Here is a 21,912-nt window from a genome sequence, read left to right as displayed (position 1 = left end):
TCCCCCTTTATCTGATTGATAGCACGACAATCAAGCTTGCTCGTCCTGTTTAGGCTTCGGCCGTGCCAGCCGGTTGAACATCAGCGGCAACAGTACCAGTGTAAAGAAGGTGGCGGAGATAATACCGCCAACGATCACAACTGCAAACGGTCGCTGTGTTTCCGAGCCGATGCCGTGGGAAAGTGCCGCCGGCAGCAGTCCGAGACCCGCCATCAGGGCTGTCATCAGGATCGGGCGCAGGCGCAGTACGGCACCTTCCCGGACTGCTTCCGCGAATGGTCGGCCTTTATGCAGCAGACCAACAATTTCTTCGACCATGATGACACCATTCTGTACGGCGATGCCGGAGACTGCAATAAATCCGACCGCAGCTGAAATGGAAAGATGCAGGCCGGTGAGTGCCAGGCCGGAAAGGCCGCCAATCAGGGTCAGCGGGGCGATCAGCAGAATGATGGAGGCTGAGCGCAGTGATTTGAATGCCCAGAACAGGAGTACAAAGATACCAAGCAGACTAACGGGAACGATGATCATTAGCCGTTTCATCGCACGTTGCTGGTTCTCAAATTGCCCACCCCAGGTGATGCGGTAGCCGGGGGGCAGATGGACATGTTCGGTTACCTTTTTTTGGGCTTCACTGACAAAACTGCCCTGGTCGCGTCCCATCAGATTGGCTTTGACTGAGACGGCACGCCCTCCCGCCTCGCGTGCAATGCGGGAGGCGCCCTGGCGTACATCGATACGAGCCAGTTCGCCCAGTGTCAGGAACGCATTCGTACTGCCCGGGATTGCTATTTGCAGATTGGCAATATCAGTAATGGTATGCCGGTAATCCGGCGCTAACCGGAGATTGACGTTGAAGCGCCGTTCGCCTTCATAAAAACCGGTGACGGCACTGCCTCCGAACGCTGTCTGGAAAAGATTGTTGATGTCTGCGATGTTGATACCGTAACGTGCCAATTTCTGCCGATCCGGGGTAACGGTGACTTCAGTCTGCCCGCCCACTTTGATGGCAGCCACGTCCACTGCCCCGCGGATGTGGTTGAGCAGGGAAACGATCTGTTCCGCCTTGTCTTCCAGAATTTCCAGATCCGGGCCAAATACCTTGATAGCAATTTCACCTTTAACGCCGGACAGGGATTCTTCGACGTTATCCTGGATAACCTGAGAGAAATTGGTGGGCAGGCCGGGAATAGCCTTGAGCGATTGCGACATGTCCGCCACCAGTTTTTCCTTGGTGCTGAATCGCCAACTGCTGCGCGGATTGAGATCAGCCAGGATTTCCATGTTATTGGCACCCTTGGGATCGGTACCATCATCTGGTCGGCCAACCTGAGCTACGACAGTCTTGACTTCCGGGTACGCAATCAGTTTGGCCCGCACGGCACGTTCAATTTCTTTTGATTGCTCCAGATGAGTGGCAGGTGGCAGCGCGATGGTCAGCCAGATATTGCCTTCGTCGAGCTTGGGCAGAAATTCCGTGCCGATGATCGGTAATAGTGTAAGCGCACCTGCCAGCGAACCCACCGTGATCCCGGCCATGATGCGTGGGCGGGCATCGACCCAGTCGAGTAGTTTCCGGTAACCGCGTTGCAGCCGTTTCATCCAGACGAGGTGAGGCTCCGATACAGGGCCACGCTGCAGCAGGTAGGAAAGCAGGGCGGGGACCAGGGTGAGCGTCAGGATGATGGCACCGATCAGAGCGAAAGAGAGGGTAAAGGCCACCGGGGAGAAAATTTTGCCTTCCACGCGCTGAAACGTGAAGATTGGCACGAAGGCCAGAATGATGATCGCTTTGGAAAACAAAATGGGCTTGCTCAGGCTGACGGCAGTCTGCCGCAGTGCACTGATACGCCATTTGACAGCATCATGTCCCGGCGCTTGCTCCTGTTGCAACGCCATTCGCACCATCAATGCTTCCACTAATACAACGGCGCTGTCGATAATGATGCCGAAATCGACCGCACCCAGCGAAATCAGATTGGCCGAGACGTTACGCGCATTCATCATGATGAATGCAAACAGCAGCGTCAGCGGGATGATGCAGGCTACGATCAATGATGATCGCCAGTCGCGCAGAAATATAACCAATACAGCTACGACCAATAGCGCACCGACGAGCAGGTTTTCTCCCACAGTGGCCACAGTGTGGCTGATCAGCTGGGTACGCTCATAAATCGGATGGATTTGCACACCGGGTGGCAGCTTGGACTGGCTGTTGAGTTCATCCACGCGGGTCTTGAGCGTCTGGATGATTTTGCTTGGATCACTGCCCTTGATCATGACCACGATACCTTCGACGATAGAGTCGCGATTCGAGGTCTTGCCGCCCTCGCCGTGCTGAGCAAGAGAAACGATTCCGGAAGGGGTATGTTCACCAATATGGACGGCGGCGATATCGCTGATAGTGATAGGTTTGCCATCGTGTACTGAGATGACCGTAGCGGCGACATCTTCAACAGTACGGAAGAGTCCGATGGCGCGCAGCACCAGCCCCTCACCACCACGCCGGATGATACCGCCGCCTGCATTCGCATTATTTTCACTGAGAGCCTGGCTTACCTGATCCAGTGTTAACCCGAATTTACGCAATGCATTCGGATCAACGTTAACCTGGATTTCCTTGACTGTACCGCCAAAGCTGATGACATCAGCAACGCCCGGCACGCGCCGTAATTCGGGCCGGATAACCCAGTCCTGAATCGCACGGACTTCGTACAGCGGCAAATCCGGTGGGGCGTCAACCACATAGCGGTAAATTTCACCTACGGCAGTGGTTAAAGGGGCCAGCGCAGGCGTTACACCATCAGGTAGATCGACGATCTGCAGCTTTTCCAGCACTTGTGCACGCGCTAACCGGTCTTCGGTGCCGTCGGCGAACAGCATTGTGATGACTGATAATCCGGTAATGGAAACCGAACGTAGCTGGGTCATTTGCGATACGCCACTCATTTCCCGCTCGATCGGGATCGTGACGCTGCGCTCGACTTCTTCCGGAGCCTGGCCGGGTACCTGTGTAATTACTTGTACCTGGACATCCTGCACATCGGGAAAGGCTTCAATCGGCAGTTCGATAAAGGCGCGTATACCAGCCACCAGCAGTGCGCCGACCATGATCAGAACGAACAGTCGCTGTTTGATCGAGAATGCGATAAGACGGCTCAGCATATCAGCTACCAGCAGCAAGTTCTGAGGCCAGCAGCATGGCCCCGTCGGTGACCACCTTTTCTCCTGCCGCTATCCCGCCATTTTTTGGTTCAAGCCAGATAGATTCAGCATCCTGGAAAGCGATACGGATCTGCCGCCGGGTGAATTGGCCAGGACTGGTTTCGACAAAAACTGTTGGATAAACGCCATTGGTGATGACCGATACCGCTGGCAATCGCGTCACACTGATTGCTTTCGGATCGACTAACCGGGCGCGGGCAAACATGGCCGGCCGCAGACGACCGTCAGGATTGTCGATTTCGGCACGTACCTGCACCCGGCGGACGTTCGGGTCAAGCTGGGGGGCAATGCGAGTGATGGTAGCGATGAAAGATTCTCCCGGAAACGCGTCAAAGGCCAGTAGCAGCGGGTTACCGGCATGCACCCGCCCAATCAGGTATTCCGGTATGTCTACCAGTACCCATAGATGGGATAGATTGGAAATGACGAATAATGGTGCAGGCTGGTCCGGACGGACCTCTGTGCCCGGGTTGGCCTGGCGTTCGGCCACAATGCCTGCAACAGGGGCACGCAATACAAGCTGTTCGTTTTGTATTTTATTACTCGGGGATAGATTCCTGACGCGCAACCTGGCACGTTCAGCTTCTGCAGCCGCAATCTGCCATTCCGCTCTGGTGCTTTCAACATCACGCCGGGCAATGGCTTCGCCGGCCAGCAGTTCCTGTGCACGTTTATAGGCAAGTTGCTTTTGTACAGCATCGGCCTCGGCCTTGTGCAGATCAGCAATGGCGGCGCCAAAATCAGGAGAGTCAATCGTTGCCAGGGGGTCACCTGTATTGACTGCGTCACCGATCTCGGCGTGCAGCTGCAGGACTCGGCCCGCTACAGCCGGAATGATGCGGGCAGTCAGATTTTCTGCCAGTGCTAGCCTTGCAGCCAGTGGCTCGCTGGCTGGCAGCATGGCTGAAATGGCAGCACTGGTTTTGACATAGGCAAGCTGGGGAGCCCCTGGTGAAAATGTCAGCTGATCGCGGTTGTAATCCGGGTCAATATTTTCAGCTGGAGGCCGAGTGACAGTCTGGCTGAAATAGGAGTAACCGGCGAAACTTGCAGCTACGATGGCCAGGGTAGTGGTGATTGCCTTTATCCTGCTGAATTCAAATTTCTTCATAAAGCGGGTTCCTGTTCCTTGGATGAAGCGGTTTCCAGTGCAGCATCCAGAGCGGCACGTGCTTTTGCCAGATCGCTGCGCGCTTGTAACGTATCCAACTCGGAGGATCGCAAGGTGCGCTGCGCATCCAGAAACTCCAGGGCGCTGATGGCTCCTTTATTGAAAGCGAGTTCGGCGGCGCTAGCAGTGCGGCGTGCGGCGGGTAGTGCCTGTTCCTGCAAGGCCTGCCAGCGATCACTGGCATGTTGTAATTCACTGGTAAGCTGGTCAATTTCGGCCCGGATACGGGCGCGAATTGCTTCCAGATGATCCTCTGCGAGAGCCAGCTCGGCATGGGCGCGGCGAATGTCGCCTTCGAAATGATTACCGAGGAATAACGGAACAGAGACTTCAACCCCGAGAGAATTACGGGGTTGGACGATATCACCCGGTTGGCGCTCATATTGAAGGCTGACAGTGACATCACGAGTACGTTTGGCTTGCGCCAGGTCTACATTGCGCCGGGCAGCTTCCACTCTGGCGGCCGCAGCCAGTGTGTCCGGGCGCTGTTCAATGGTAGCGGCGAGGGTGGCTGCATTCGGCAATACGACTGTCCCCGCAGGCCAGTCGCCCCGTGTCGTAATTTGTTGTGCGCGATTTTCATCAGCTAGCAGAATAGCCAGCTCAGTACGTGTACGTGCAAGTATTCCTTGTATAGCTCGCTCATCGGCTTGCGCTCTGGCAGCATCGGCTTCGAAACGCCCCAGATCGGCACCAGATAAATCACCCGCCCGGTAGCGGCGGCGTGCGAGTTCCAGGATGTGCCTGGACTGGTTGGCAATGATGCCGCTCAGCTCGGCGTGATGTTCGGTTCGTTTAAGCTCGAACCAGGCACTGCGCACATTGAGGCGGATTTGCCGCAGTGTGTCATCGAGATCGAGGTGGGTAGCAGTGAGTTCACTGTCTGCTTGTGCGATACGCAGTGCCCGTTTGTTACCCCGTTCGAAGGTTTGCCCAATGCCGATCTGAGTTTCGGTTGGTGTTCTGGAGTTGCTGAACGCGGTAGTCGGATCGGATTTTAGATTTAAATGACTGGCATTAAGCGTTAGTGTAGGGTTGGGGAAGGCGGCGGCGTTGAGTGTTTCTGCTGCGGCAGCTTCAATATTGCGCTGGGCGAAGCGGATATCGCGATTGCGGGTCAGTGCCAGATGTTCGGCTTCTTCCAGGCTGACGGCAATGTCACCAGCCAGGCCGCAGTTTGGGAGTACGGCCCATAAAGCAAGAATGAATAAAGTTGAGCAACGCATGACAGTCGGTCTCCATGGAGAGCGAATATAGGTTGCTTCAACTTGCATTTACCTGACAAAGGGGTGGTGTTACAGATTGTTTGTTGGGTTGATCCGATTGGTGCATCAGAACTGTTCAAGATCTCATGGAGGGCGCATATACGGCGCAGGACAAACTCAACATGTTCACATACTTCAAACAGGACGCATTTTATTCAATTTTGCTTTGCGCTGCCTCCCTTTGATTGGCATCTTGTTGTGCTACTGGTTATAAAACAACTCTTCCTGAAAAGGGTGATCTTTCTCTGAGAGTGCATCAGCGCGTGATAAGGCGCTGACACGGACTCCGAGCAGTCTCAGTTCTTGTTCGAGAGGAACACGCCGGAGACAATTTCCTGCGGTTCTGCGAATGGTGGGTGCATCAGCAGTGGGGCTGCGCAAGGTTTGATCGCGTGTAACTGTCTGAAAGTTTTTATACCGGAGTTTGATACCGATGGTTCGTCCGACATAGCCTTTGCGGTGCAAATCTTCTGCAACGCGTGTGCATAACTCTGTGAAAATATATGATAGTTTTTTCCGATCTCTGCGTGCGTGTAAATCCCGTTCAAAGGTGGTTTCGCGGCTGATTGATCGGGGTTCCGGATTGGTTACAACCGGGCGATCGTCGTGGCCATGTGCTGCGTGATGCAGCTGGAACGCATAACGCTGACCAAAATGAGCTTGGAGCAAAATGAGCTCGGCCCTGGCCAGTTCTCCGATTGTATGGATACCCAGTCTGGCGAGTTTTTCCTTTGCCTTGGGTCCGATACCGTTGATTTTATGAACCGGTAAAGGCCAGATCCGGTTTGGAATGTCGGTCTGTTGCAGAATAGTCAATCCATCCGGTTTTTCGAGATCAGAGCAGATTTTTGCCAGCAGCTTGTTGGGTGCTATGCCGATCGAGCAGGATAGACCGGTTGTTGCGTGTACTGCCTGCTTGATGCGTAATACGAGTGAAGCGATTTTGTCGGAAGGGTATGGGCTCAGATCGATATAAATTTCATCGATTCCGCGATCTTCCACGTGCGGAACAAGTTTGGCAACCGCTCTTTTAAACAAACGCGAATAATGACGATAGGCGTCAAAATCTGCCGGCAATAGTATGGCATCAGGTGCCAGCTTGGCTGCCTGCATGATACCCATGGCTGAGAATATCCCATACGCACGTGCTTCATAAGTTGAAGTGGTGACGACGCCGCGACCGGAGTATTCGCGCAGTTTTGCAAACTGGCATGTTCCATCTTGCTGCAGGATTGGCCGATGAACCGACCGGCCGCCGATGACGACTGGTGATCCTCGTAATTCCGGATAGCGCAACAGCTCCACCGATGCGTAAAAAGCATCCATGTCCAGATGTGCAATATGACGGTTTTCCATGGTTGTGAGACAGAAATAGCTTTGAGCGATTTTTGGTGTTTGTCGCGTCTGGAAAAACTATAATTACTGGTTGTGGGAATGACCGGACAGACTGCTCAGGCCGTGCCGGTGCTGATGTGGAGTATACAGGGGTGCCGGTGGAATTGGATGGTGTGAGGCCGAATGCTACTGTGGAAAGAAGACGTCTGATTTATTTCCGGGTGTCCGAGTATTTGATGATACGATGCATTTTAGCTTCTGCATCAGGGTTGTTGTCGTGGTTGACGAGGCTGTGGTTATCTTGCAGGAAGCTGCGAGGTAATGCAGGTAGTTGCAATTAAACAGCTCTCAAGATATGAGAACTGGGATTTGTCCAAGCGTCGGTTGCATGGATCTGGAATGCTGCCTGATTAAACCGTACTGGTTTCATCAGAGAATCTATACAATACAGATCGATGCTAGGGTTGTTTTTTGAATAAAAACACGATGGTGCCCAGAAGAGGACTCGAACCTCCACACCCGAAGGCACATGGACCTGAACCATGCGCGTCTACCAATTCCGCCATCTGGGCATTATCCTGATTACTACTATGTTGTTGTGGTTCTATGAAAACCAGGCAGGTATAAACAACACGCGAAAACCGCAAATTCTATAGGAAACCTTCGATTTGTCAATCATGAGAAAAAGAAACAGGAAAAATCAGCTTCGTGAGCTCGATCCGTTTCTGGAACGTGAGCAGGCACGCTACGGGTTGGCGCTCCCCAGCCGTGAATTTATCCTGGAAGTACTGGATAAACAGGGAGTGCCGATCAGTGAATCCAAGCTGCTCAGGTTGCTGGATATTACCACTGAAGAATCCGAGATTTTTCATCGCAGGTTGTCTGCAATGATACGTGACGGACAGATTCTCTGTAATCGCAAGGGGGATATTTGTGTAACAGACAAGCTGGAACTCGTAAAGGGAACCGTGCAGGGACATAGCGATGGTTTTGGCTTTCTGATTCCGGATGATGGCGGCACCGATTTATTCCTGACTCCGAAAGAGATGCATAAAGTATTGCATGGTGATCACGTCATTGCCAGGGTTTCTGGTGATGTGGATCGACGGGGACGGCGGGAATGCAGAATCGTCAGAGTATTGGAGAGCGCAAATACGCATCTGGTTGGCAGATTATATGAAGACCACGGTATTTTCTTTATCGTGGCCGAAGATAAACGTATTAATCAGGATATCCTTGTCCCCAAGGAAAATACCATGAATGCACATGCCGGGCAGGTGGTGATGGCAAACATCATTCAACAGCCAGGGCAGCATGCTCAACCCATTGGTCATATTGTCGAGATTCTGGGGGATTATGCAGCGCCAGGAATGGAAATCGAGATTGCGTTACGCAAGTTCGATTTACCTCATGAATTCCCGCCGGAAGTTACTGCTGCCAGGTTCCCTGGGAGGGTGCTGAAGAAAGATCTGGCCAGGCGGGAAGATATTCGTCATTTGCCGCTGGTAACGATCGACAGTGAAACCGCTAAGGATTTTGATGACGCGGTTTATTGTTGCCAGGAAGGCAAGGATTTCAGATTGTTTGTTGCCATCGCGGACGTCAGCCATTATGTGCGTGATCAAGATGCGCTGGATAAGGAAGCATGTGATCGTGGCAATTCGGTTTACTTCCCAAGGAGAGTTATTCCAATGTTGCCGGAAGTACTCTCCAATGGGTTGTGCTCGTTGAATCCGCAGGTCGATCGTTTGTGCATGGTCTGTGAAATGTTGTGGACTGCCAAGGGAGAATTGAGCGAATATCGTTTTTATCCGGCGGTGATGCTTTCCCATGCACGGCTGACCTATAACATTGTTGCCGGGTTGCTGGATCAACCCAGGGGAAACACCGCGAAGGAGTATGCGCAACTGCTGCCGCATATTCAGCTGCTGTACCGATTATTCAAAGTGCTGCATAAATCTCGCAAAAAACGGGGGGCGATTGATTTCGAGACGGTTGAAACAGAAATGGTTTTCAATGATCAGGGTAAGATTGAGAGAATATGCCCGGTAGAGCGTAATGATGCTCATCGCTTGATCGAGGAATGTATGTTGGCGGCCAATGTGTGTGCTGCTGATTTTTTACAGAAGCACGAGCAACCTGTTTTGTATCGGGTGCATGAAGGACCGACTGATGAAAAGCTTGTGGCATTGCGGGATTTTCTGAAAGAATTTGGTCTTCAGCTGCGAGGAGGAGATGCACCCAAGGCCAAGGATTATGCCCGAGTGCTGGATCGTATCCGGGAGCGGCCGGATGCGCAACTGCTACAGACGGTTATGCTGAGGTCACTCAGTCAGGCGCTATACAGTCCGGATAATGATGGTCACTTCGGTCTGGCCTATGAAATGTATACCCATTTTACTTCGCCCATCCGGCGTTATCCGGACCTGCTGGTGCATCGTGCCATCAAGGCGGTGCTTGCCGGCAAGCATTATGCGCCCGGTGACTGGCACGAAATCGGCAAACATTGCTCACAAACAGAGCGCCGTGCGGATGAGGCCACGCGAGAGGTGGAATCCTGGCTCAAGTGTTTTTATATGCAGGACAAAATCAATGATTGTTTTGATGGTGTTATCACGGGCGTAACTGCTTTCGGATTGTTTGTGACCCTGAATACAATTTATGTTGAAGGTCTGGTTTATATTTCAGAGTTACCCAGCGATTATTTCCGGCATGATGCGGTCAAGCATGTGTTACGTGGCGAGCGCAGCGGGATCAGTTTCCGGTTGGGCGACAGCCTGCGAGTGAAACTGGTTCGGGTTGATCTGGCAACACGTAAAATAGATTTTGTCCTTGAAGACAACAGTACACGCAAAAAATCCAGCAGATAATATTCACTTTCCCTATTTTAGTCACCATGACTCACGCCCAGTATATTTTTGGTTTTCATGCCATTACCAGCCGTTTGCGGCAACACCCGGACAGCATCAGGGAAATTTATCTGGATGAAAATCGACAGGACCAGCGGGCGCGTGATTTAATCCGTCTGGCTGAAACCACTTCCACGCGCCTGATTCTCTGTCATCAGGATCGGCTTTGCCGAATGACTGGCACTACCCATCATCAGGGAGTGGCTGCCCATGTGATGAAGCTGCAGCAATACACGGCACTTGAGGATTTATTGGATGGATTGACCGAGCCAGCATTGCTGCTGGTGCTGGATGGTGTCAAGGATCCGCACAATCTGGGGGCATGCTTGCGTGTTGCCGATGCGTTTGGCGTGCATGCGGTCGTGGCTCCCAAGGATCGGGCAGTCGGTTTATCAGCAACGGTACATAAAGTTGCCAGTGGCGCGGCAGATACGGTTCCCTTCTTTGCTGTGACCAATCTGGCCAGAACCCTGCGTGAACTAAAGGAAGAAGGTATCTGGATTGTGGGTACGACTGCCGATGCGCCCGACGCGCTTGATTTAATTACGCTGACCGGGCCCATCGCTTGGGTATTGGGCGCTGAGGGAGAAGGGATGCGCCGCCTGACCCGCGAAACCTGTGATCAGCTGGTGCGCATCCCGATGAGCGGCAGTATCGAAAGCCTGAATGTATCAGTCAGTGCAGGGATCTGTCTGTTTGAAACCCATCGCCAGTATTCGCAGAGATCAGAAATCAGCTAAATATCCAGTTTGGGGAAAATATAGTTGGGAGCGAACCCACTTGTCGCATCTTGTCTGATTTTTGCTGCCGTAAAGTTGTTTGTGTCGGAAATAATTTGAGATTGGCTTTCATGCCCGATTCTTGTTTCGTGACTGAATTGGGCATGAGTAATACTGACAGTATTGTTTGCCGGACGGAGTAAACCCTGGTGTTTGTCAGGGGGTATCAGGGTTGCTTTCGGTCGGATCAGTCACAAAACCAATGCGTATCAGTCCTGCCGTGGCAGCAATACTCATGATCTTGGCTACGAGTTCATAGTGTGTGTCACGGTCAGCACGAATATGTAACTCAGTTTTATCAGATTTTTTAACTGCTTCGGTAAAGCGTGCAGGTAGCTGGTCCAGTGTGATCTGTTCTCCACCCCAGTAAAAACTACCGTCTGCACGTATGGCCAATTCGATATGTTCCGGCTGGGTCAGATTGGGGGAGCTTGATGCCTTGGGTAAATCAACCTTGACCGAGTGCGTTAGCAGGGGGGCTGTAATCATGAAAATAATCAGCAATACCAGCATGACATCCACCAGCGGGACTACGTTGATTTCGGTCATGGCCGTTTTGCTCTGATAACGGGTTGAATCGCCAAAAGCCATTAGTGCTGCCTCTCTCCGTGGGTGATTCCTACTGGTGTGCTACTTGACTCTGCTGTCTGGGCATGTTGCGAGGTTACTGGTGCCGGTGCTTTTTGATTGTTTTCTTCGCTGGATTTGCTGCCCGTTGTCATGATGGTGTAGAGATCATGTGCGAAATCATCCAGCTGAGCCATCCATAAGCGATTGCGTCGTATAAAGGCATTGTAGGCCAGTACAGCGGGAATGGCGACTGCCAGGCCCAGGGCAGTCATGATGAGTGCTTCGCCCACTGGTCCGGCTACTTTGTCCAGCGTGCCCTGACCGGACAGGCCGATCTGAATCAGGGCATGATAAATGCCCCAAACTGTGCCGAACAGTCCGATATAGGGTGCAGAGGAACCCGCTGAGGCAATGATAGTGAGACCGTATTCGATGCGGGCGGCTTCCTGATCCAGACTGTTGCGCAATGAACGGGTGAGCAGCTCATTTGTATCACCGGCTGTTGCCAGTTTCTCCAGTCCGTGTCGTTGTGAATTTGCGGTGGAAGTTAATGCCGTTTTGGCGAGCTGGACGAATGCATGATTTTCAGTCATAGCACCAATCTCTGCTTTAAGTTGAGGCACTGAATCAATGCGCCAGAAATGCTTGAGAAAAGCTTTTGCACGGCGCGAAGCAATCGTGTTGCTGATACTTTTGGTTATGATCAAGTACCAGCTTGCCACTGATAAGGCAAGCAGCAGTATCAGTACACTCATTCCAACAGGGTCAACCTGCGTCAGGAAATTAGAGAAGCCCAGTGTTTTTTCCATCAATTAACTTCCTTCAATAACAAAATTAAAAGGTTGCAGGGCAACTGCCGGTACAGGTTGACCATTACGCGTTGCCGGTTGGCAACGCCAGGTTTTGACAGCTGACAGAGCAGCGTTGTCCAGTCTTGAATAACCACTGCTTTGGATGACTTTGGTTTTGCCTATCCGTCCCGTTTCATCCAGCTCCACCTGGAGTACCAGTTTTCCTTCTTCGCCCAGGCGGCGGGATAGAGCAGGATAGGAGGGTCTGGCCAGATCAGGGCAGGAAACTGAGAGTTCAGAAGACAAGGAAACAGGACCTGTCGGCATTTGCGCAGGTTTTGCTGCTGCTATCGGTTCAGTGACTGTTTTTTCTTCCGGCTCAGGTTCTGGCTCCGGTTTATGTTCTTCAATCGGGGGGGCAACGTATTCCTGAGGAGTAATGGCAGGTGCTTTAGCGACGAGCTGGCGCTTGGGCTGGGGTTGTACTTTTTTGACGGGGGGAGTGGGTTTTACCTGAGGAGGTGCATGTTCTGCCTTCAATTCTACCTCGGGCGCTTTAGCGGCTTCTTCCTGTTTCTCAGGAGGGGCAATGAATTGTGCATAGAGCGTGATCGTATCCGGATGCGTGGTGCTGAAGCGATAATGCCATAAGCCATAAAGCACGGCAGCATGCGCTGCCACTACTAATAGAAAACCGAAAAGAGAGAGTCCGGTAAGAACCGGTTTATGACGGATTTTAGTCATATGCTATATAGGTGCTTGTGAGTTGCATGGTTACAGGGTTAACCATTTGAAATCGCTTATAAAATACCTGACCAGTCTGACTCTGGACTTCTGGATGCCAATTGCAAATGTTACCAAAACTGATAACGATTATCAATACCTTGGTTACCCTGTTTGAAATTTTAGATCAACCCGATGTGATATACAATGCGACATTTTGTCGCAGGGAGGGTATTCAAATGAGGATTACGTCGTACTGCTCCTGTGTGTAGGAAGTGCCCACCTGTAATCCTATTGGCCGAGCGATGAAATCTCCCAGTTGAGCGAGACTCTGGGATTCCTCATCCAGAAATAGATCGATTACCGGTTGCGAAGCCAGGATACGAAACTCTTTGGCATTGAATTGTCTGGATTCTCGTAACAGTTCACGCAAAATTTCATAGCAGATGGTTTGCGCTGTCCTGATTTCTCCGCGTCCCTGACAGGTGGGGCAGGTTTCACAAAGGATTTGTGCCAGGCTTTCGCGTGTGCGTTTGCGAGTCATTTCGACTAGACCCAGCGCAGTGAAGCCGTTAACGGTCATCTTGGTTCGATCTTTCTGCAGGGTTTTATTGAATTCAGCCAGTACGGCAGTGCGGTGTTCTTCGCGATCCATGTCGATGAAATCGATCGTGGTGAGTGCTTCGGTCTGGTCGATGATGACGTATCCTCCGGACTTCAGGTCTACACGTTGTGCCAGTGATTTCTCAATTTCCAGTTCGACACCGTATAAATCGAACAATGGCCGCTCTCCAGTGTAGTGACTGATTTTTTCCATATCGCTCATCATATATTCTTGAGCGAAGGTGGTCAGCTTCTGGTGAGTTTCGCGTGAATCAACCCGAACCCGGTAAGTATCGGCGTTTACAAAATCACGCAGCACCCGGTGGCTCAGATCCAGATCCTGATAAAGCAGGGAAGGTGGGGAAGTAGTAAACGCTTTTTTCTGGATATCCTGCCAGAGCTTGTGCAGATAAACGATATCCGTTTGTAGTTCCGGTTCCTCGGCGGTTTCGGCCATGGTCCGGATAATGTAGCCGCCAGAAGAATCGGGTGGAAGAATGTTCTGTAATTTCAGGCGTAGTGACTCACGCTCGTTGTTATCCTCGATGCGCTGGGATACGCCAATGTAGGATTCTTGCGGCAAATAGACCAGTAAGCGTCCTGCAAGACTGATCTGGGTGGAGAGCCTGGCTCCTTTTATGCCGATTGCATCCTTGACCACTTGTACGAGGATGTTGCTGCCTTCGGACAGGAGCTGTTCTATCGGCTTGTTGTGTTCGGTCTGGCCTGATCCGTGGATATCCGCTACATGCAGAAATGCAGCCCGTTCGAGACCAATATCGATAAAGGCCGACTGCATGCCGGGTAAGACACGGCTGACACGTCCGTTATAAATATTGCCGACGATGCCACGGCTGCTGGTGCGTTCAATGTGCAACTCCTGTGTGATTCCCTGCTCTATGATAGCCACACGCGTTTCCTGCGGGGTGACATTGATAAGAATCTCGCTGTTCATATAAACTGGGATCCGGCTATATTGATGCTCATTTCAGAAAATGGGGATTCCTGTTTCTTCCAGCAGTTGGGCGGTTTCAAATAGTGGTAGTCCGACCACGCCGCTGTAACTCCCGTTAATACTGATGATAAAGGCAGCTGCTTTTCCCTGAATGGCGTAAGCGCCTGCCTTGTCATGGGCTTCATTGCTAGCAATATAAGCCTGAATTTCGTGCGAACTGATATCCCGGAACCGAACGGTCGTTGTCGATAAACGTAATCTGATCTCTCCCTGGAATGCCAGCCCGACTGCTGTATGGACTTGGTGTTCCTGCCCGGAGAGTGCACGCAACATTTCTTCCGCGTGCCCGGTATTTTTCGGTTTTCCCAGAATACGACCATCCAGCACAACGATGGTATCTGCGGCCAGCACGGGCCGAACAGGCAGATTGCGTTGCTTTAGACGCAGCAAACCAGCTTCTGTCTTCGTATGGGTGATTCTGTAGACGTAATCGGCCGGAGATTCTCCTGGAGCGGGCGTTTCATCCACATCAGCCGGACGAGATAGCGTTTCCCGCATAAGCAATATGGTGCATTTGATGCCGATCTGTCTGAGCAGATCGCGTCTGCGGACACTGCGTGATACCAGATAAATATAATTGCCAGATGTAGTAAACATTCCTGGACAAGCCTTAAGATATGTTTCCATGAGTAATGCGATGCAACCTGTAGTTGCAACTTTACAATAGGATTACAGATTATGCACGGTGGTAGGGGTGATTTCGGTTGATGGAAAATGCCCGGTAAAGTTGTTCCGCCAGCAATACTCTGACCAGTCCGTGCGGGAGTGTCATGGCAGAAAGCGCCAACTTTTCGTGAGCCATTTGCTTGATGTCCTGATGCAGCCCATCTGCCCCTCCGATGATGAATGCCACATCCCGTCCGGATTCCATCCAGTTGATCATTAATTCAGCCAGCCTGACAGTAGTAACCTGTTTACCTGATTCATCCAGAACAACGATGCGGCATCCGGGAGGTAAAGCGCTACGGATACACTCGCTCTCCGCTTGTAGTAGTTGTTCGGTCTTTTTTCCAACCCGTTTTTCCGGTTTGATTTCCATCAGCAGCAACCCTGCTTCCCTGGGCATGCGCTGGCTGTATTCCATATATCCCTTTTTGATCCAATCCGGCATTTTGTTGCCGATTGCCAGAATATGAAATTTCATAATGCAGATGGAAATGCACGTGAGCTCCATCTATGTAGGCAAATTTGGACATGAAGCAGCACGACTTCTCTGCAGTTCAGGTTTTTCAGGGAGTTTTTGAGAAAGGCTAACGAGACAGTCTGTTCAAGGTAAAAGTCGGTGGAAAAGCGGAGTCTATATGTACTCAATGAGTATTTTGCCCCGATTCTTAACGCAAAAATGGCGATGCAGATAGTTTTGCAGGAGCTCCTGAGAGGATTTCTAGCCATATGCAACAGGATTTTCCTGGGAAGATTGCCAGAGAGGTTCTGCCCATAGTCCTTCCAGGTTATAGTGACTGCGAATGGCCGGTTGCATGATGTGAACAACGATATCACCCAGATCAACCAGCATCCATTCACCTGTTTGTTCGCCTTCCGTTCCGTAAATGGTTCCTCCAGCTGCTTTTATCTTTTCCTGCACGTGGCTGGCCAGCGCTCTGGTTTGGCGTGCAGAGTCAGCGCTGGCTATGATTATTGTGTCGAATAGCGCAGTCAGCTTGCTGACGTCTATTACACGAATGTTGTCGGCCTTGATATCCTCCAGCGCCATAATGGCTATTTCTAGCAATTCTTCAGTTGATTTCATTTTCCTCCGGCATACAGGTCATGCCTGTCAATATAGTTGAGAACAGGCTCAGGCAGCAGATAACGTGCACTTTTTCCTGAAGCAATGATGTTTCTGATTCTGGTGGATGAAATATCCAGCAAAGTTGTAGGTGCTGTAAAGATGAGGCCAAAGGGAGCATTTTTCAATTCATCAGCCGTTGTGATCCAGCGATCCCGGCAGGCATCCTTCAGTTCGTCGGGTAGACTGGATGTGTTGGCGATCGGAACAGAGCCGGGACGATTGGCAATGACAAAGTGGCATAATTCAAATAGTTCACGCCAACGGTACCAGCGTGGCAGTTTGATAAAAGCATCCGCTCCAATGATGAAACACAGTGCAACACGCTTATTTCCTTCGTGTTTTGTTTGGTATTTTTGCCGGATTTCTTGCAATGATTCAACGCTGTAGGTTTCACCGGAACGTCTGGTTTCACGATCATCCACTGAAAACATGGAATTTCCACGAATAGCTGTATGCAGCATGGTAACGCGGCATGCTCCGGTGGCAGCAGGTGTGTCGCGCAACCTGGGGTGGCCTGCGGGTAAAAAAAGCAGATGGTCTGGTCGTAAAATTTCTGTCAGTTCTTCGGCTATTCTCAGATGCCCGTAATGTACGGGATCAAATGTTCCACCATAAATTCCAATGAGCGCATATGTTTTTGTGTCTGCCATTTGCTGGTAAATAGAGTATCGGGCGTTGCGGTACCTGATCAGTTGTGTAACTCAGAACAGCGCAAGCCGCATATCTGTCAGAATGCTGGCCAGATGTACCGTGAAACGTGCGGCCGCTGCGCCGTCAATGACCCGGTGATCGTAGGATATCGAGAGCGGGAGCATCAGGCGTGGAACCAGTTTTTCATTCTGATAAACTGGTTTCAGGCTCGCGCGCGAAATGCCCAGAATGGCTACTTCCGGCGCATTGATAATGGGTGTGAAGCCAGTTCCACCGATACCACCCAGGCTCGATATGGTAAAACTTGCACCTTGCATGTCACTGGGCATTAATTTGCCTTCACGGGCAAGAGAGGACAGCCTGGCGAGTTCTTCGGCGATACTGATCACGCCTTTCTGATCTGCGTCCCGAATAACCGGCACCACCAGCCCGTTGGGCGTATCGACTGCAAACCCCAAATGATAGTAATGCTTGATAATGAGCTGACTTTCTTCCGTGGAGTTGTCCAGAGAGGCGTTAAATTCCGGGAATTTTTTCAGAGCAGCCGTAACTGCCTTGATGAGAAAGGCCAGTATGGTCAGTTTGGTGCCATCGTTTTTCCGGGTTTCATTGTGTGTTTTTCTGAGTGCTTCCAGGTCGGTGATATCTGCTTCATCGAACTGTGTGACATGCGGAATCATGACCCAGTTACGATGAAGGTTGGCACCCGAAATTTTCCGGATGCGTGACAGCGATTTCAGCTCGATTGGGCCGAATTTTGCAAAATCCACATGTGGCCAAGGTAATAAATCGAGTGTGCCTCCTCCGTTGCCACGTCCGCCCGCCAGAGCCTGTTTAACGAAGGCTTGTACATCTTCCTTGAGAATACGCAGCTTGGGGCCGGTACCAACCACTTTGTTTAGATCCACTCCCAGTTCCCGGGCAAATCGTCTGACCGAAGGGCTTGCATGAGGCATGATCTTGCCGTGCTGTCCGGTTTCCTGACCAGGTTCCGGCAATGAAGGAGGCGAGATGGTTGATTTTGCAACCGCGGCGGTTGCAGATTTGGTTGCTGCTGTCGTTTTGGGTTGACTGGGTTCGGCCGCCTGTGTTTGTTCAGATTGCGATCCGGATGGTGTGGCGGGTGCATGCGATGTTGCCGCCTTTTCCTCGTCATTTGCACCGGGCATGACCTCCATGGTCAGAATTTCCGAATCCTTGGAGACTTTGCTGCCTGTCTGGAGCATGATTTTCTGAATTGTCCCGGAGTAGGGCGAAGGTACTTCAACCGTTGCTTTGTCCGATTCCAGCACGATTAAAGGATCTTCGACCTGTACGTTATCACCAGGCTTAACCATAATTTCGATGACCGGGATATCTTCAAAATTCCCGATATCCGGGACTAGAACTTTCTTGATTTCAGCCACTTGTACTCCTTGATTCTCGCTGCAACAAATATTGTCGGGGTGAGGCAGGATTATTCCACTGATTGTGAACAGATCTAGACTGTGATCGGCTCGGGTTTTTCCGGATCAATTGCAAAGGTACGAATTGCCTTGGCCACTACCGATGCCGGGATTTTTCCTTCGTCCGCCAAGGCCTTGAGCGCAGCAACCACAACGTAATGATGATCTACTTCAAAGAAGTATCTCAATTTCTCGCGTGTATCCGAGCGACCGAATCCATCTGTGCCTAATACACAGTAACGGTTCGGGATGAATTCCCGGATCTGGTCGGCAACTATCTTCATGTAATCAGTCGAAGCGACAACCGGTCCTTCACGATCTTTCAGGCAGGTTTCCACATATGACTGTCTGGCTGGCTCATCCGGGTGGAGCAGATTCCAGCGCGATACACTAAGAGCTTCCCGCCGTAACTGGTTGAAGCTGGTTACACTCCAGATATCTGCCGAGACCTTGTAGTCCTTTTCCAGTATTTCTGCTGCGGCGATCACTTCACGTAAAATCGTCCCAGAGCCCATCAACTGCACATGCAGTTTATTTTTCTTGTTTCCCGCGCGGAACAGATACATCCCCTGCAGAATACCTTGCTCGGCATCCTTGGGCATCTCCGGGTGTGAGTAATTTTCGTTCATTACAGTGATGTAGTAATAAACATCTTCCTGCTCCTGGTACATGCGACGCAGACCATCCTGAATGATGACTGTAAGTTCGTAAGCAAAGGCGGGGTCGTAGGAGACACAGTTTGGAATGGTGGAGGCAGCCAGGTGGCTGTGGCCATCTGCATGCTGCAATCCTTCACCATTCAGCGTGGTGCGCCCGGCAGTTCCTCCCAGCAGGAAGCCACGGCAGCGCATGTCGCCTGCTGCCCATGCGAGGTCACCCACACGCTGGAAGCCGAACATCGAGTAAAAAATGTAGAACGGGATCATTTGCACGTTATGTGTACTGTAGGCAGTGGCTGCTGCCATCCACGATGCCATTGCGCCTGCTTCATTGATTCCTTCCTGCAGAATCTGTCCGTTCCGGTCTTCTTTGTAATACATCAACTGGTCGGCGTCTTCCGGAGTATAGAGTTGTCCTACCGATGACCAGATGCCCAACTGCCGGAACATACCTTCCATGCCGAATGTACGTGATTCATCTGCAACGATGGGCACGACATGTTTGCCGATATTCTTGTCTTTTACCAGGATATTGAGGATGCGCACAAATGCCATTGTCGTTGATGTTTCACGTCCTTCGCCCCCGGCCTTGAGCAGAGTCTCAAATGCAGACAACGGTGGAATCTGTAATGCTTCAGCTTTACGGCGGCGATGATGGATGAAGCCTCCCATTGCCTGTTGCCGCTCACGCATGTAATTGTACTCAGGAGAGCCTTCTTCAAATTTGAGATAGGGTATTTCGTCAATTTTGTCATCCGGCACTGGCAATCCGAAACGATCTCGAAACGCTTTCAGTGAGGTTGTACCCATTTTTTTCTGCTGGTGGGTGATATTCTGCGCCTCACCGGCTTCACCCATACCATAGCCTTTGATCGTCTTGGTCAGTATCACAGTCGGCTGACCAGTGTGTTTCATTGCAGCGCTATAGGCAGCATAGACCTTGTGAGGATCATGGCCACCCCGGTTGAGCCGCCAGATATCATCGTCAGACAAGCTGGCGACCATCTCCAGCAGCTCCGGATATTTGCCGAAGAAATGCTGGCGCACATAAGCACCGTCACGTGATTTGAAAGTCTGGTATTCACCATCGACACATTCCATCATGCGCTGTTGCAGTAACCCCTTGGTGTCTTTGGCCAGCAGGGGATCCCAGTAGGAACCCCAGATGACTTTGATCACGTTCCAGCCGGCACCACGGAAGGTGCTTTCCAGTTCCTGGATGATTTTGCCATTGCCCCGTACCGGCCCGTCGAGGCGTTGCAGATTGCAGTTGATGATAAAAATTAGGTTATCCAGTTTTTCACGTACACCCAGGGAAATTGCACCCAGAGATTCCGGTTCATCCACTTCACCATCTCCCATGAACGCCCAGACTTTGCGGCCATCCGTTTTGGCAAGACCGCGTGCTCCGAGATATTTCATGAAGCGTGCCTGATAGATTGCCATAAGCGGCCCCAAACCCATCGAGACAGTGGGAAATTGCCAGAAATCCGGCATGAGCCATGGATGAGGGTAGGAGGGAAGACTGTTGCTGTCGTCCACTTCCTGGCGGAAGTTATCCATTTGTTCATGCGTCAGCTCATCCAGCAGGAAAGCGCGTGCATAGATACCAGGAGAGGAGTGTCCTTGCACATAAACCAGATCGCCGCTTTGCTGTTCATTGGCAGCGCGCCAGAAATGATTGTAGCCAACATCATAGAGCGTAGCTGCCGAGGCAAAACTGGCGATATGGCCACCAACGTTGGTGTGCCGATTGGCGCGTAATACCATTGCCGCCGCATTCCAGCGAATGTAGGAGCGAATACGGTGCTCCAGTGCATGGTTACCGGGTGAACGTTCTTCCTTGCCGGGTGGAATGGTGTTGATGTAAGCCGTGTTAGCGCTGTAGGGCAGGTAAGCGCCGGAGCGACGTGCTTTTTCCACCAGTTTTTCCAGCAGAAAATGCGCACGCTCGGCACCTTCGTTAATCAGCACTGTTTCCAAGGCATCCAGCCATTCCTGTGTTTCCTGAGGGTCAATATCCAGTGGATCCATATTCGGGTTTGCTCCCTGTTTACAAGTCTACAAGTTCAAAATTGTTGCACAGAGCCGTCCCGGGCTTCAACCTGAGCTTTTGCTTTCGCGCGCTCTGCAGCTTCGATCGTATTGTTCATTAGCATTGTGATCGTCATCGGTCCCACTCCACCAGGAACCGGGGTGATGTATCCTGCTTTTTCTTTTGCGCCTGAAAACTCGACATCACCACAGAGTTGACCATTCGCCAGACGGTTGATACCCACATCGATGACAGTTGCGCCTGCCTTGATCATACCACTCGTCAGCAGGCCTGGTTTTCCTGTGGCCATGATGATGATGTCGGCGCTGCGAGTGTGGCTGGCCAGTTCTCGGGTTTGCGAGGTGCAGATTGTGACGGTTGCACCTTTCTCCAGCAGCATGAGCGCCATTGGTTTTCCAACAATATTACTGCGTCCGACAACAACAGCATGTTGCCCCTGAAGCGGGATGTCATATTCCGCCAGCATTTTTATGATGCCAAACGGGGTGCATGGACGAAACAGGGCGTGACCTGTTGCCAGTGCGCCCACATTACAAGGATGAAATCCGTCTACATCCTTTTCAGTTGCTATGGCTGCAACGATTTCATTGATCTGAATGTGATCAGGCAAAGGCAACTGTACCAGAATACCGTGAATTTCAGGATTGGCGTTCAAATCTTGTATTTGCTGCAATATAGTTTTCTGGGGGGTATCGCCAGAGAAATTAAAAATCTCAGAATGAATTCCCAATTCTTCACAGGTTTTTGCCTTGTTGCGCACATATACACGGGATGCCGGATTATCTCCTGCCAGAATGACTGCCAGACCAGGTTGCATCCATGTTTCCGTGAGTGTTCGGACACGTTGCTTCAGTTCTTCACGCAGTTTATTTGCGATAAAGTTGCCGCTGATGATCGTTGCACTCATAAAATTCAGGAAATAT

17 protein-coding genes and 1 tRNA gene are annotated in these 21,912 nt (G+C 51.3%); 2 read left to right on the top strand and 16 right to left on the bottom strand.

Annotated features, from left to right (window positions below; translation table 11 throughout):
• Positions 1 to 30: 30 nt before the first annotated feature.
• The 5 genes from ABO04_RS00940 to ABO04_RS00920 all read right to left on the bottom strand — a co-directional run bounded on the left by ABO04_RS00940 (position 31) and on the right by ABO04_RS00920 (position 7,568).
• A complete protein-coding gene (locus tag ABO04_RS00940) occupies positions 31 to 3,165 on the bottom strand; it encodes a CusA/CzcA family heavy metal efflux RND transporter (protein ID WP_160808735.1) in 3,135 nt (1,044 codons plus the stop codon).
• Between the two features lies 1 nt (position 3,166).
• Positions 3,167 to 4,336 carry an efflux RND transporter periplasmic adaptor subunit gene (locus tag ABO04_RS00935; RefSeq protein ID WP_160808734.1) on the bottom strand — a complete coding sequence of 390 codons (1,170 nt, stop codon included), beginning with the start codon at positions 4,334 to 4,336 and terminating at the stop codon, positions 3,167 to 3,169.
• Positions 4,333 to 5,622, bottom strand: a complete 1,290-nt coding sequence (locus ABO04_RS00930) for a TolC family protein (protein WP_160808733.1) — start codon at positions 5,620 to 5,622, stop codon at positions 4,333 to 4,335. The genes ABO04_RS00935 and ABO04_RS00930 overlap by 4 nt, the downstream gene beginning before the upstream one ends.
• Before the next feature lie 240 nt (positions 5,623 to 5,862).
• Positions 5,863 to 7,017, bottom strand: coding sequence for a DNA polymerase IV (dinB, locus tag ABO04_RS00925; RefSeq protein ID WP_160808732.1), 1,155 nt, complete (start codon positions 7,015 to 7,017; stop codon positions 5,863 to 5,865).
• A gap of 466 nt (positions 7,018 to 7,483) precedes the next feature.
• Positions 7,484 to 7,568, bottom strand: a tRNA-Leu gene (locus ABO04_RS00920).
• 105 nt (positions 7,569 to 7,673) lie between these two features.
• Between ABO04_RS00920 and rnr the strand changes: the two genes are divergently transcribed.
• Together rnr and rlmB are read left to right on the top strand one after the other, a co-directional pair.
• Positions 7,674 to 9,866, top strand: coding sequence for a ribonuclease R (rnr, locus tag ABO04_RS00915; protein ID WP_240141358.1), 2,193 nt, complete (start codon positions 7,674 to 7,676; stop codon positions 9,864 to 9,866).
• A gap of 26 nt (positions 9,867 to 9,892) precedes the next feature.
• Entirely contained in the window at positions 9,893 to 10,645 is a 753-nt protein-coding gene (gene rlmB / locus ABO04_RS00910; RefSeq protein WP_160808730.1) for a 23S rRNA (guanosine(2251)-2'-O)-methyltransferase RlmB, read from the top strand.
• A gap of 195 nt (positions 10,646 to 10,840) precedes the next feature.
• Here the strand turns inward: rlmB and ABO04_RS00905 are convergent, their stop codons facing one another.
• The 11 genes from ABO04_RS00905 to folD all read right to left on the bottom strand — a co-directional run bounded on the left by ABO04_RS00905 (position 10,841) and on the right by folD (position 21,896).
• Positions 10,841 to 11,275: a biopolymer transporter ExbD gene (locus ABO04_RS00905; RefSeq protein WP_160808729.1), complete on the bottom strand. Its 435-nt coding sequence runs from the start codon at positions 11,273 to 11,275 to the stop codon at positions 10,841 to 10,843.
• Entirely contained in the window at positions 11,275 to 12,063 is a 789-nt protein-coding gene (locus ABO04_RS00900; RefSeq protein WP_240141357.1) for a MotA/TolQ/ExbB proton channel family protein, read from the bottom strand. The genes ABO04_RS00905 and ABO04_RS00900 overlap by 1 nt, the downstream gene beginning before the upstream one ends.
• A gap of 3 nt (positions 12,064 to 12,066) precedes the next feature.
• Entirely contained in the window at positions 12,067 to 12,789 is a 723-nt protein-coding gene (locus ABO04_RS00895; RefSeq protein ID WP_160808728.1) for an energy transducer TonB, read from the bottom strand.
• Positions 12,790 to 13,003: 214 nt separating this feature from the next.
• A complete protein-coding gene (locus tag ABO04_RS00890) occupies positions 13,004 to 14,326 on the bottom strand; it encodes a ribonuclease E/G (protein WP_160808727.1) in 1,323 nt (440 codons plus the stop codon).
• A gap of 33 nt (positions 14,327 to 14,359) precedes the next feature.
• Complete coding sequence (locus ABO04_RS00885) at positions 14,360 to 14,983, bottom strand: Maf family protein (protein ID WP_160808726.1); 624 nt, start codon at positions 14,981 to 14,983, stop codon at positions 14,360 to 14,362.
• 79 nt (positions 14,984 to 15,062) lie between these two features.
• Entirely contained in the window at positions 15,063 to 15,530 is a 468-nt protein-coding gene (gene rlmH / locus ABO04_RS00880; protein WP_160808725.1) for a 23S rRNA (pseudouridine(1915)-N(3))-methyltransferase RlmH, read from the bottom strand.
• Between the two features lie 240 nt (positions 15,531 to 15,770).
• Positions 15,771 to 16,136 (bottom strand): ribosome silencing factor, encoded by a 366-nt coding sequence (gene rsfS / locus ABO04_RS00875; RefSeq protein WP_160808724.1) that lies wholly within the window; start codon positions 16,134 to 16,136, stop codon positions 15,771 to 15,773.
• Positions 16,133 to 16,828 carry a nicotinate-nucleotide adenylyltransferase gene (gene nadD / locus ABO04_RS00870; protein ID WP_160808723.1) on the bottom strand — a complete coding sequence of 232 codons (696 nt, stop codon included), beginning with the start codon at positions 16,826 to 16,828 and terminating at the stop codon, positions 16,133 to 16,135. The genes rsfS and nadD overlap by 4 nt, the downstream gene beginning before the upstream one ends.
• Positions 16,829 to 16,879: 51 nt before the next feature.
• Positions 16,880 to 18,235, bottom strand: a complete 1,356-nt coding sequence (gene aceF, locus ABO04_RS00865) for a dihydrolipoyllysine-residue acetyltransferase (RefSeq protein ID WP_160808722.1) — start codon at positions 18,233 to 18,235, stop codon at positions 16,880 to 16,882.
• A gap of 74 nt (positions 18,236 to 18,309) precedes the next feature.
• Positions 18,310 to 20,967 (bottom strand): pyruvate dehydrogenase (acetyl-transferring), homodimeric type, encoded by a 2,658-nt coding sequence (gene aceE, locus ABO04_RS00860; RefSeq protein ID WP_160808721.1) that lies wholly within the window; start codon positions 20,965 to 20,967, stop codon positions 18,310 to 18,312.
• Positions 20,968 to 21,002: 35 nt separating this feature from the next.
• Positions 21,003 to 21,896, bottom strand: coding sequence for a bifunctional methylenetetrahydrofolate dehydrogenase/methenyltetrahydrofolate cyclohydrolase FolD (gene folD, locus ABO04_RS00855; RefSeq protein ID WP_160808720.1), 894 nt, complete (start codon positions 21,894 to 21,896; stop codon positions 21,003 to 21,005).
• Positions 21,897 to 21,912: the final 16 nt, after the last annotated feature.

This window comes from Nitrosomonas sp. HPC101, assembly GCF_009833125.1.
Lineage (GTDB): Bacteria > Pseudomonadota > Gammaproteobacteria > Burkholderiales > Nitrosomonadaceae > Nitrosomonas.
The sequence above is the reverse complement of the archived record's forward strand: the minus strand, read 5'-3'. Positions and strand labels throughout refer to the sequence as shown.

Excerpts from the sequence above, each read along its gene's own strand:
- ABO04_RS00900 (WP_240141357.1), bottom strand. The coding sequence starts at position 12,063 with ATGGAAAAAACACTGGGCTTCTCTAATTTCCTGACGCAGGTTGACCCT.
- ABO04_RS00890 (WP_160808727.1), bottom strand. The coding sequence starts at position 14,326 with ATGAACAGCGAGATTCTTATCAATGTCACCCCGCAGGAAACGCGTGTG.
- rlmH (WP_160808725.1), bottom strand. The coding sequence starts at position 15,530 with ATGAAATTTCATATTCTGGCAATCGGCAACAAAATGCCGGATTGGATC.
- dinB (WP_160808732.1), bottom strand. The coding sequence starts at position 7,017 with ATGGAAAACCGTCATATTGCACATCTGGACATGGATGCTTTTTACGCA.
- rnr (WP_240141358.1), top strand. The coding sequence starts at position 7,674 with ATGAGAAAAAGAAACAGGAAAAATCAGCTTCGTGAGCTCGATCCGTTT.
- ABO04_RS00930 (WP_160808733.1), bottom strand. The coding sequence starts at position 5,622 with ATGCGTTGCTCAACTTTATTCATTCTTGCTTTATGGGCCGTACTCCCA.
- ABO04_RS00895 (WP_160808728.1), bottom strand. The coding sequence starts at position 12,789 with ATGACTAAAATCCGTCATAAACCGGTTCTTACCGGACTCTCTCTTTTC.
- ABO04_RS00940 (WP_160808735.1), bottom strand. The coding sequence starts at position 3,165 with ATGCTGAGCCGTCTTATCGCATTCTCGATCAAACAGCGACTGTTCGTT.
- ABO04_RS00905 (WP_160808729.1), bottom strand. The coding sequence starts at position 11,275 with ATGGCTTTTGGCGATTCAACCCGTTATCAGAGCAAAACGGCCATGACC.
- nadD (WP_160808723.1), bottom strand. The coding sequence starts at position 16,828 with ATGGCAGACACAAAAACATATGCGCTCATTGGAATTTATGGTGGAACA.
- ABO04_RS00885 (WP_160808726.1), bottom strand. The coding sequence starts at position 14,983 with ATGTTTACTACATCTGGCAATTATATTTATCTGGTATCACGCAGTGTC.
- rlmB (WP_160808730.1), top strand. The coding sequence starts at position 9,893 with ATGACTCACGCCCAGTATATTTTTGGTTTTCATGCCATTACCAGCCGT.
- ABO04_RS00935 (WP_160808734.1), bottom strand. The coding sequence starts at position 4,336 with ATGAAGAAATTTGAATTCAGCAGGATAAAGGCAATCACCACTACCCTG.
- aceE (WP_160808721.1), bottom strand. The coding sequence starts at position 20,967 with ATGGATCCACTGGATATTGACCCTCAGGAAACACAGGAATGGCTGGAT.
- rsfS (WP_160808724.1), bottom strand. The coding sequence starts at position 16,136 with ATGAAATCAACTGAAGAATTGCTAGAAATAGCCATTATGGCGCTGGAG.
- folD (WP_160808720.1), bottom strand. The coding sequence starts at position 21,896 with ATGAGTGCAACGATCATCAGCGGCAACTTTATCGCAAATAAACTGCGT.